The 11,370-nt window shown below is 38.9% G+C and carries 9 protein-coding genes; all 9 read right to left on the bottom strand.

The genetic code is table 11. The features are described 5' to 3' along the window. Positions 1–62: 62 nt before the first annotated feature. Entirely contained in the window at positions 63–566 is a 504-nt protein-coding gene (locus tag DBR40_RS12460; protein ID WP_124560058.1) for a hypothetical protein, read from the bottom strand. A 127-nt stretch (positions 567–693) separates the two neighbouring features. Further along, a complete protein-coding gene (miaA, locus tag DBR40_RS12455; RefSeq protein ID WP_124560057.1) occupies positions 694–1,614 on the bottom strand; it encodes a tRNA (adenosine(37)-N6)-dimethylallyltransferase MiaA in 921 nt (306 codons plus the stop codon). Further along, positions 1,614–2,396, bottom strand: coding sequence for a hypothetical protein (locus tag DBR40_RS12450; RefSeq protein ID WP_124560056.1), 783 nt, complete (start codon positions 2,394–2,396; stop codon positions 1,614–1,616). The genes miaA and DBR40_RS12450 overlap by 1 nt, the downstream gene beginning before the upstream one ends. Before the next feature lie 53 nt (positions 2,397–2,449). After that, positions 2,450–2,812 carry a hypothetical protein gene (locus DBR40_RS12445; protein WP_124560055.1) on the bottom strand — a complete coding sequence of 121 codons (363 nt, stop codon included), beginning with the start codon at positions 2,810–2,812 and terminating at the stop codon, positions 2,450–2,452. Between the two features lie 50 nt (positions 2,813–2,862). After that, positions 2,863–3,957, bottom strand: a complete 1,095-nt coding sequence (locus DBR40_RS12440; protein ID WP_124560054.1) for an MBL fold metallo-hydrolase — start codon at positions 3,955–3,957, stop codon at positions 2,863–2,865. 147 nt (positions 3,958–4,104) lie between these two features. After that, positions 4,105–5,661, bottom strand: a complete 1,557-nt coding sequence (locus DBR40_RS12435; RefSeq protein ID WP_124560053.1) for a SusD/RagB family nutrient-binding outer membrane lipoprotein — start codon at positions 5,659–5,661, stop codon at positions 4,105–4,107. 25 nt (positions 5,662–5,686) lie between these two features. Continuing rightward, on the bottom strand, positions 5,687–9,076 hold the full coding sequence (locus DBR40_RS12430) for a SusC/RagA family TonB-linked outer membrane protein (RefSeq protein ID WP_199748326.1): 3,390 nt from the start codon (positions 9,074–9,076) through the stop codon (positions 5,687–5,689). Positions 9,077–9,278: 202 nt separating this feature from the next. Further along, positions 9,279–10,433, bottom strand: a complete 1,155-nt coding sequence (locus tag DBR40_RS12425) for a FecR family protein (RefSeq protein WP_158674040.1) — start codon at positions 10,431–10,433, stop codon at positions 9,279–9,281. A 146-nt stretch (positions 10,434–10,579) separates the two neighbouring features. After that, positions 10,580–11,167, bottom strand: a complete 588-nt coding sequence (locus DBR40_RS12420) for an RNA polymerase sigma factor (RefSeq protein ID WP_124560051.1) — start codon at positions 11,165–11,167, stop codon at positions 10,580–10,582. Positions 11,168–11,370 lie beyond the last annotated feature (203 nt).

The following is an 11,370-nucleotide window of genomic DNA, read 5'->3' as shown; positions in this document are numbered from 1 at the left end:
TGGCACACAATAAAAAAGCCTCCCTTAAAAAAAGGAGGCTTCTCATTTATTATTGGAAATGATTACAAGCTAAATCCGTAAGCTAATCTGATACCAGCGAAACCAATGCTACCATTATTTGAATAACCTTCATATTTGGCTGCTAAATCTAATCCGTTACTCCAGGCATAACCAACTGCCGGTGAGTAAACGAAAGAAGTTCCAGAACCTTTATTTGTACCAAAACCTGCGCCAATTTCTGCTAAGCCATATGCACCCGCACCAGAATCATCAAAGAAATATTTTGCTCCTGCTTTAACCGGGATTACTCCAAAGCTTCCGCCTCCGTAAGAGTCTTTAATAGAAAAATTATTGTAACCTGCAGTTACCGGAATAGACAATTGCTTATCTACGTTAAACTGATACCGGATATCACCTCCAATCACTAAACCATATCCAGTTGACGTTCCCGCTCCTACATTTAATCCTATTCCTAAGTTCCGGCTTGATTGTGCATTAACATTTGTAGTAAAGAATAACGCTACAACAGCTGCTGATGTAGCAATAATTTTCGTAATTGTTTTCATGTTTAAGATATTGTTTTTGAGTTAAACTAATATGCTTCAACAAACACAAAGGCTGTGCCAAAAGGGCTTTTTAAGCACTTTTCAACTCATAAAGTAGCCTTAAAACGACTAATTTTGTTAAATTAAACTACGATGAAACTTTTTGCAAAACCAGCTGTTTTAACTGGTTGGTAGTAGCTGAAGCATCGAGCCAATTGATGTTTACATTGTCCTTTTCCATCTTTCTGAAAAAGGTATTCTGCCTTTTGGCATACTGGCAAATGGCAATGCCTAACCTGAGCTTTAACTCATCTAATGTATCTAAGCCCTCGAGGTAATTTACAATGAACTTATACTCGAGTCCGTAGAAGATGAGTATTTCTTTACTAATGCCTACCTGTAACAATTGTTGTACCTCTTCTATTAAACCTGCCTTAAACCGTTCTTCTAACCGGGCCAGTATTTTAGCACGCGTAACTTCTACCTCGTTCTTTAAGCCAAAAATTACCGGTTTGAGCAAAGGTCGTTCAACCATTTCGAGCGTATTCTCCTTTAAATAAGCTGCAATTTCTAAAGCCCTGATTAATCTTTTTTTAGAAGATAGATCGACGTGCCCTACATTTTGACTAGGATTGTTTTGCAATTGCATAGTCAGTTCTTCTTTTGGAAGCAACTCCAGTTGATCTCTCAGAGGCTGGTTAACAGGAATAGCTGTAAAAGTTTGGTTCTGCAGCAGGCTATGGATATACATGCCTGTACCACCACAAAGGATCGGTATTTTGTTTCGGCTGATAACCTGCTCAAAAGCTTCGTAAAAATCGTTCTTAAAAGCGTCTACATGGTAACGTTCACCGGGCTCTAAAATATCAATCAGGTGGTGAGGAATAGTTGTACCTGCTATATTATACTCCTGGAGATCTTTCCCGGTTCCAACATCCATTCGCTTAAAAACCTGACGACTATCTGCACTGATGATTTCACCATTTAACGCATGAGCCACCTGAACAGCTAATTTGGTTTTGCCAGATGCAGTTGCACCTAAAATGATGATAAGGTTGTGCTGATTCATTAAAATTTGAGGATGAATTTTAAACTCCCGGTATTGAATATTTGTGCATCTCCAATTTGTGCGTCTTTGATTAACTGGCGTTGAAGCTGTCCGTTTAATCCATAATATTGAGGAGTTACCACTGCTGTTTGTAAGAAACCAAGCCTTAAATACGCTTCGCCTGCCGACCAATCCCGATCGGCGTAAGTCATTAAATCGTTTGGTTGATATAATGCTGCAAAATACGAAATGAGTTTGCTCAGGCCTCCAGTAATAGAATAACCTGCCTTCACTGCAAAGCGGATCAGCTCTGCCGATTTATAATTTTCGGTATGGTTCATTTTACGGAGGGCAGAAAAAGTAGCTACAGCAACGAGTTCGTCCTTTTCGAACAAACCAATTTTATAGCGACTGCTCACTGCACCCTGCAAATGGTTTTCGTTTAAAAAAGTATCGGCTTCGGGTTTGGCAATCTTATGAATTTTTGTTTTCCGGCCATGAACTCGTTTATTCTGACCAAGCAATGAAGTAAGTCTGGCCAAAACCTGTGCAGGTTTTAGGTACCAAATATCTTCCCAGAGGTGAATAAGCTTAAGATTCGCTATGGCATACTTTTCCTGAAGCTGAATAAGGTTTTGGGGATCAAATGGATTATTTAAACTCACCAAATTAATGACGAGTTGATCTGTTAACTTTAACAATTGAAACTCCCCCTCTAAAAAGAATCTGCAATCTACCTTACAAGCGGCAAGTGCTTTTATTAATTCATTATGCCAGCTGCTATCGGAAGTTAAAATGCTCAATCACCAGAAGTTTAGTTCAGAAAAAATTCAGGTGCAAATTTAGCATCAAATTATTAAATCCACTCTTTTTCTTTAAAGTTAGTATGGATAATTTCAATAAGGGTTTCCACTTCCCTTAGTCCTGCGTCATCGAGTGAGGTATTTTTTAAACCTGCTTTATTTGATCCAAAGTCTTCTAAATGCTGGTTCGAAGCAGAAAATTCTTCGGTATTAACCTTCACCTCTACCTCCTTACCGTTAATATAAACCCCTGAAAAAAAACGCTCGGTTATTTTTTCACCATTAACGGCTATATTTTTTTCGCTGTATAGGTCGTAGCCTGTTTCAGAATTTTCGTGCACGGTATAGCCACGTGTAGCGTAAGGCTGCATACCAGCCCTAATGGTTTGAAAAATTTCTACAAGATCGGTTTTCATGATGGTATTATTTTTCAATTAAACACCGCTAAGTAATTATTGTTTAATTTTTATGCTTCAAGCCACCAGTTTTCTGTTGGCATATATTGGTTTAAAATTATTGTTTCGCCTAAACGTGGGGTAACCAGAGGCAAATGTTTAACAGCAGCGGCTTCTACTACCCTTTTAACCGGTTCGTTCCACGGGTGCATGGCTAAGCTAAATTTACCCCAGTGTACCGGCATTAAAACTTTTGCCTTTAAATCAATAGCGGCCTGTACCGTATCTTCCGGAAACATGTGTATGTAAGGCCAATAGGCATTATACTGCCCGCATTCTAATAAAGCCAGATCGAACGGTCCATAGGTCCCTCCAATTTGGGCAAAATGTGTATCGTAACCAGAATCACCACCTAAAAACAGTTTACAATTAACAGTTTTTAATACGAAGGCCGACCAAAGTGTTCGATTGCGTTTAAATTTCCTTCCGGTAAAATGCCTGGCCGGAACTGCCGTTAATTCGTGACTATCAAATAAAGTTATCGATTGACCCCAGGCCAGTTCAGTAATTTTATCTGGCTTAATTCCCCATTTTTCTAAATGTTCGCCTACACCAAGTGAAGTAACAATCGTTTTTGCACCGGGCGCAATGGCTAACATACTCTGATAGTCGAGGTGGTCATAATGATCGTGGGTAATCACCAGCACATCGATATTTTTGAAATCAGCTGCTTTTACTACATCGGTACCAGGGAAAGCCTTGCTCCCAATAAATGAAAAGGGCGAAGGTGCTTTACTAAAAACCGGATCGACCAAAATCCGCAATCCATCAAGCTTGATTAAATAAGAAGAATGCCCAAACCAGATAATTTCGGGCGCATTGCTTTTAGGTTGGGTATCTAAATCAGGTTGATTAAAAGGAAGTGCCTGCACAGGGATCTTACCGGGATGCTTTTCGAAAAAGAATGCCTTTAATATGGTAAAGAAACTTACACCTTCGGGTTGCATTGGCGTAACTGAAAGATTTTGTAAGGCTCCCTGATTATAATTGGGTAACTGTTGGGTTTTGGCCAGTCTTAACCCTCTTGGTAAGCGACCAAAAACAGGCAGATTGGTTATTACTAAAAACGCAATAACGAGAAAAAGTATTATGTATAAGGCTATCATGTTATTTATAAATTGGAGCAAAATATGAATATGCTTTTATAAATATAATACACTAAAGATAAATGACGTATGGATTACTTGCGGGTTAAAACAAAAAAGTTCTCCGGTTTTAGTGCCGGAGAACTTTTTCAATTGATTAAGAGCGAATTATTTTAACAGCCACATAGCCTGGTTTACATCATCGTTACCTCCGTACTGGCTGGCAATGGCGGCCGAAAGGTTAGCCGAATTGTAACTCAGTTCGTTTGAAGGATACAACCATCTTAAAGGAAAATTAGTAGATGGCGAATTTAAGTTTGTAGTAGAATTAAGTTTAAATACCGGATAACCCGTTCTTCTGTTTTCGAACCAACCCTGATATTTGTTCCCCTGCAAAAAGCTGGCTAGATACTTTTGTGTAATTACCTGTGCTATTTGCTGCTCGGTAGTTCCCGTTAAAGCCACAGTAGCCGGAAAAGCATCGATATAAGCCGCATCCATTTTCATGTTATGGTTATAATCGGCCAAATCAGGGGTGTATTGGGCTATAAACTTCATTGAGTTGGTAATACCGTTGGCATAATAAGTTTGCGCAGGTGTACCGGTTATCCAGCCGCGTATGCTAGCTTCGGCCAGAATAAATTGTAAATCCCAATAGTTAAAAACGCCTACAGGCTCTGCGTTTACCAGGTTTACGTAACGGGCATTGATATCGGCATAGTCTTTATTCACCCTTCTGGTTTGTAAACTCGAAAATGAATCGGAAGGCTCTACACTGGGATATGCTGCCATATCGCTTTGCGAAACACCGGCAGTAATTTTAACCGGAGATGGCTTGGCATAATAGAAAAGACGCTTATCGTTAGTTCCCTTTAGTGGTTCTAATAGTACATTGGTTAACATGGTATAATTCGACTTAACGAATGAGTTACCCGATCCAGCGGGAACATCGCTCCATGGATAATTCTGACCAGCAGTTGCATTGTAAGCCAATGCAAAGTTATCATTGAAATCGCGCATTAAAGGGCGGTTGGCTACGATATCCTTAAAGCGTTCAATCACTTTCAAATCGGCATCACCTGTTTTTTTATAGAGATTGATTAATACATGCAACTCGAAACTATTGGTTAACCTTCTCCATTTATCGGTACTGCCAGCAAAAATAGGATCGCCTTCAAAGGTAGCTCCTGATGCAAATAAGGCATTGGCCTGATCCAGCTCGTTCAAAATACCAAGGAAAACCGTTTTTTGGCTATCATATTTAGGTTGTAATATCGCCTCCGATTCGCCTTTAACAGCATCGGTATAGGGAATATCACCAACCTGCATGGTGGTCATAAAAAATTGCCATGCTCTTACAAAATGGCCCAATGCCTGGTAGGATTTTTTTAGCCCATCGCTGGTGGCGTAATTTTCCATAGGGGTAATATTGCGCAAGAGGGTTATCCTACTAAAATCAGTGCGGCTAATTTTGTTGTATTGAAAATTCTCTTGTCCTTCGCCCCAGGTTAGATATTTGCCCAGTAAGAATGGCTGCATAAAAGATTTGGTGCTGCTGATATCTCCTCTGGTAATATTTAAAATCATACCCGTAGCCAGCATGGCTGAATTTACCTGTGTTGTTGTATTGGGATTGGTATTGATATCGTCGAACTTGCTACAACCGTTACTTAATAGTGCCAATGCAGGCAATAGTAAGCTATATTTTAAAAATTTACTTTTCATAAAACCTTCTTTAAACAATAAATAACTAGAAACCTACCTTAACATTAAAACCTACCATTCTCATTGATGGTGAGTTTAAGTTCTCGGTATCAACATCGGGATCTGAGTATTTGAAATTGGTCCACATAAACAGGTTCTGCCCGGTTAACGAGAAAGATGCGTTCTTTAAGCCCAGTTTAGTTGCTGTTTTTGATGGTAAGCGGTAACCCAGTGAAACTTCACGTAGCTTAACAAACGATTCGTTCTGTACCCTTGCATCGCCACCACGGTACCATTGTGCATAATCCTGATAGCCAATTGGCACATCATTTACGGCATATTTACGGGTATCGCTGGTAATCTGACCGTATTTATCGTAAGTAACACTTCCTGATACCACTTTAACCCCCTGGCCAACATAATTATTCTGCCCAAGTACTACCTGATTGTAACGATATTCGTTATCTGTTTCGGGAGCAGTACCTGAATCGAACATTTTATCGTAAACGTAATTGTACATTAAGCCACCAATACGCCCGTCGATATTAACGCCAAGCGACCAGTTTTTATAGGTGAAATTATTGATAAAGCCAAAACTGAAATCGGGATCTCCGTAACCTAGTTTTTTAACATAATCGCTCCAAACCGGGTAACCACTTTCGTGAATTACATTCCCTTCGGGATCTTTAACCCAGTAATTATCAGTATAGGTATCTAACCTTTCTCCTTTTTTAACCCATAAATTATCAGGAGAGTATACCGGATCTAAATTTACATAATAACGGTGCTGGTTAGACCAGTTGATAGTAGAATACCATTCGAAATCTTTGTTTTTGATCACTGAACCATCCACTGTAATTTCAAGCCCCCTTCTTTCAAAAGTTTCCTGGGTGTTTATAATAGCCATAGAAAAGCCCGAAGAATTTGGCAAGAATGCTGTATTACCATTTTGCTTCAAATCGGTTTGTCTGTTGTAATAGTATTTATTAAAATAGGCTACATCAAAATGCAGGCGTTTTTTAAATAAATATCCGGCAGCTCCAATCTCGTAAGTTCTGTTAGAGCTTGGTAATAAACCTTCCCCGATAAGGTAATTTGGATAACTTGCAGAATTTAGGCCATTCCAGGCAGCAGTAGTTGTACCGTATGCTTTATTAATTGCAAACGGATCGAATGCTGTTTTAAATACGGCCCACGAACCACGGATCTTGAACATATCAATAACCTTTGGTAGTTTAACCAATTCAGAAACTACGATACTCGAACCAATTGATGGATAAAAGTAAGACCGCGACGCTTTTGGTTGTGCAGAATTCCAATCGTTTCTACCGGTAAAATCAAGGAAGATGGCATCGTTATAGCCAATAGAAGCCCTGCTATACAAACTGTTGATCTGTCTGGTTCCATATCCTTGTGATACTGTTGGTGGCTCTACCGAACCTGCTAACGAATAAAAAGTTGGCGAAATTAATCCGTTCTTAGTTGTTCCACTTAAGGATTCGTCTATATAATAATAAACCGTTCCACCCGCCAAAGCATCTATTGTAAACTTGTTAAGTTTCTTTTTATACCCCAGTATTAAATCATCATTTGTACTAAAGCCTCTCGAATCCTGAATAGAATACATTCCTCTGGCATTCCAACCACTTCCATTCACCGCACCACCACGGGTAGAAAATATATTTGCAGTTGGGTTGCGGAAAGTAGTTTTGTTATTATAGTTATCGTAACCTAAGCGTACCAATAAATTAAAGTCGCTATTGATCTGATAACTGGCCGTAACATTCGCATTTAAGGTATTGTTTTGGGTACCATTTAACTTCTCGTAAGCGATTAAATATGGGTTATCGTACCAGTTGGTGTACATCCAGTTCTGGGTTTTATAAGGCACTTTCCAGTAATCTTTATAATCGCGAATATCGTATTCAGTACCTGTCCACATAATTAACTGGTACAAATAACCCTGGTTGTTATAACCTCCGCCCCAAATTTGGTCGGCCCAGCGGCGGCTTACCCCCATGTGTCCTTCCAGTTTAAATTTATCGCTTAGCTTCATCTCACCGGCCATGGTTAAATTCACCATGTTCAGGTTCTGATTTGGGAATTGTCCTTTATTGTAAATATCATTTAATCCAATCCTAAAGCTTCCGTTCTCGCCGGTTTGGGCAATACTGATATTGTTATTTAAAATAATCCCTGTAGATGTAAAATTCTTCAGGTTATCTTTCCCTTTCGATACCAAAGGCATATTATCTTCAAACTGCTTGGTAACAGGATTCCAGTCTCTGGCAGTTTTACCTGCATCAAGCTTAGGACCCCAAACGTAGTCGTTATCAATAACGCCATTCTGTCCCCTGCCATACGAGCTTTGTACCTTAGGTATAGCCAGGAAACCCAATGATGCCATGGTATTGCTGTTGATATCAATTGAGAATCCTTTACCTGCAGCACCTTTTTTGGTTGTAATTAAAAGTACACCTCCCGATGCTCTTGAGCCATACAATGCAGATGCGGTTGGGCCTTTAAGTATATCCATACTTTCAATATCATCAGTAGGCACATCTCTTAACGACATGTTACCATAAGGCACACCATCTATAACCAACATAGCTGGTTCGCCACGTAATTCAATAGTAGGACGGGCATTAAATTCGGTTGAGTTTTTTATTACCAAGCCAGAAACCCTTCCGGTTAATGAAGTAGCAACATCTACACCTTTAACGGTTTGCAGATCTTTGCCCGCTACCTTTTGTACGGCATAACCCAACGATTTTTCTGACCGTTTTATTCCCAAAGCTGTAACTACCACATCTGTTAATTCGGTTGTGGCAGCTTGTAAAGAAATCTTATAATCACGTTTGCTGTCAATAACAATTTCTCTGGTAGTGTAACCAATAAACGAGATAATCAGCGTGGTACCTACATTGGCATTAACTGAAAAGTAACCATTAGCATCAGTTGAAGTTACCGACTTGGTTTCTTTAACCATTATGCTAGCGCCAACAATAGGCAAGCCATTTTCGTCTGAAACTCTGCCACTAATCGTTTCGAAAAACGGATTTGAGATCAGCTCATTTTTTTTTCTGAGTACAATTGTTTTATCAAATATTTTGTAGCTCAGTAACTGATTTTTAAGGCATAAATTAAGCACCTGCTCAAGTGGTGCATTTTTCACATCGATGCTTATATTGTGTGCATTTTGCAGTTCAAGATTATCGTAAAGAAAAACGTATTGGGTTTGTTTCTCTATCGATTTAAATATCACTTCCATCGAAACATTTTTTTGTTTCAATGTGATGTTCTGACTATAAACACTTGCGCTTACCTGGCACAGACAAGCGAATAAAAATAGTGCGGTTAGTTTCATCACCAATATTAATTGTGTGGGCTTACGCCGGATTAATGATCCGGTCATAAAAAATGTACTAAAATTCATGATTGAATTTGGGTTTAAAACATAATTGCTTAGATAACTTATTGTGTCCCTGCTGCAGATCAGCTGGCGCAGGTTTTTACCCCACTCATTGCAAATAAAGTGGTACGAACACTTTGCATTGCTTTTAAGCGGATTGAGATCGAATGTCTGGAGTATTATATCTTCATATGCTGCACTTTATAGTTTGATTTGGTTTGGTTATTTATTTAGGGTTCACTGTAATCTGATTGTATTCTACTTTGCAATGAATACCACTGTAAGCCAGCATTTCGACTAATTTTGCTATACTCACATTTCTAGGTATTTTGCCTGAGTATTGTTTTGCCGGAATTTTGCCATTGTAGATCACCTCCGCATCATACCAACGCGAAACCTGGCGCATCACTGATGGGAGATCTGACTTTTCGAACTGGAAGTAGCCATTTTTCCAGGCAACTACAGCCTCGAGATCTGCTATCTCATTTACTGCAATACCATCAACTTTACCATTCAGGCTAGCCTGTTGACCAGGTTTTAAAAGTGCCTTTTTATTGCCCCGTTTAATTTCAATACTACCTTCGAGCAAGGTAGTACGCTGATAAGCTTCATCAGCATAAGTATTTACGTTAAAATGAGTGCCCAGCACTTTAATATCAGATTGATCGGTATGAACAATAAATGGCTTTGTTTTATTTTTAGCTACTTCAAAGTACACTTCACCGGTAACTTCTACTTTACGTTCATTGCCAACAAAAGCGGAAGGAAATTTAACCGACGAGCTTGCATTAAGCCACACCTCAGTACCATCTACCAGAATTAAATGGTATTGGCCACCGCGTGGGGTGCTTACTGTGTTGATGGCTGCTGCTTTTGCAGTTGTGTTACCTGTAAACCTGTAAAGCAACTCGCCGCTTTTCGTTTTAATTACCTGCACCCCGGATTGGTTTGCAACTTGCCCATCAGCAGTTTTATTGAGGATAACCTGAGAACCATCGGCCAGTTGCAGTACTGCATTGTTGCCTCCCGGAATAATTGGTTTTGTATTTGTTTTAATTGAGGTAGCCAAAACGGGAGAGCGATCGCTTTGGTTGAAATAGCTATATATACCCGCAATTAAAGCAATTAAAATAACCGCCGCTTTAAAAAACAGTGCATAATTTAATTTAATCTGCTTAGGTTTTGGTTTATCGATATGGATTATTCTAGCAGTTACCCGATTTAAAATTTGTTTTTTAACTTCAATATCTGCTAACTCGTTATGTGTTAAATCAGCACCATCAATACGCTCGTACCACTCCTCTACCAGCTTTTTTTCGGCTGGTGTAGCAGTTTGGTTATTGTATTTTTCGATTAAATATTTGATTTCGTTCGTATTCAAAATAGTGGCTTTTATATGTGTATACGGTTGCCTGGCATAAAGTACCATGGCATTATTATTTTTTTTTTATAATAAATTGCTAAAACCTGCCTAAAGGTCTATCAAAGGCATTAATAACCAATTATTGGGCAAAATGAAAAGGAAAATTATAAGTGTTTGGCAATAAACAGAGCCAGTAAGGCTAGCGAAGAATCATAATCCTTAACACGCGTACGCAAGCGCTGGTAAGCCATTTGTAACTGATTTTTCACGGTTTGCTCGGATAAAGACAAGTCCTGTGCGATTTGCTTTATAGAAAGGTCGTCCTCTCGTTTAAGCAGGTAAATTTCTTTCATTCGTACCGGCATCCGTTCTACTTCGGTATCAATAATGGCTTTCAGTTCTTTTTCTAAGATTGTATTTTGAGAATGTATATCGGATGACGCTACATTAGCGGTTACACTAATGGCATATTTTAAGCGAACGCTGTCTTTTTCGTAAAGTTTTAAGATTTTGTTGCGGAGGATCGCAAATAAATAGGCCAGCACACTGCCTTCGGCATCCAATAATTCAATCTTATCCCACAAACTTACAAATACATCCTGAACCAGATCCTGGGCCAGATCGGTGCAGTGTACCTTTTTATAAGCTTGTTTGTATAGCGCATTCCAGTAAGCATCGAACACCAGGTTAAATGCTTTATTTTTGTCTAATTTGACCAGAAGAAAAAAGTTACTTTCTAATGCTTTGTACATAAACAATCTGGGATGACGGTTAAGGTTTTTAAGGTGCGCCAAAGAAATAACATCATTATTAACCTAATGTTAAATTTATTAAATTATTTGGTACAGCGTTGTTAAATTAAAAATTTGCTGATACAAAAAAGAATACCTGATATAACTGGGATGTGATTATTTGATGTAAAAAATGGGTTTCTACTTATCCTTTAAGTGTACTG

This window comes from Pedobacter sp. KBW01 (assembly GCF_003852395.1).
GTDB lineage: Bacteria > Bacteroidota > Bacteroidia > Sphingobacteriales > Sphingobacteriaceae > Pedobacter.
This window is presented reverse-complemented; position numbering and strand designations above follow the sequence as displayed.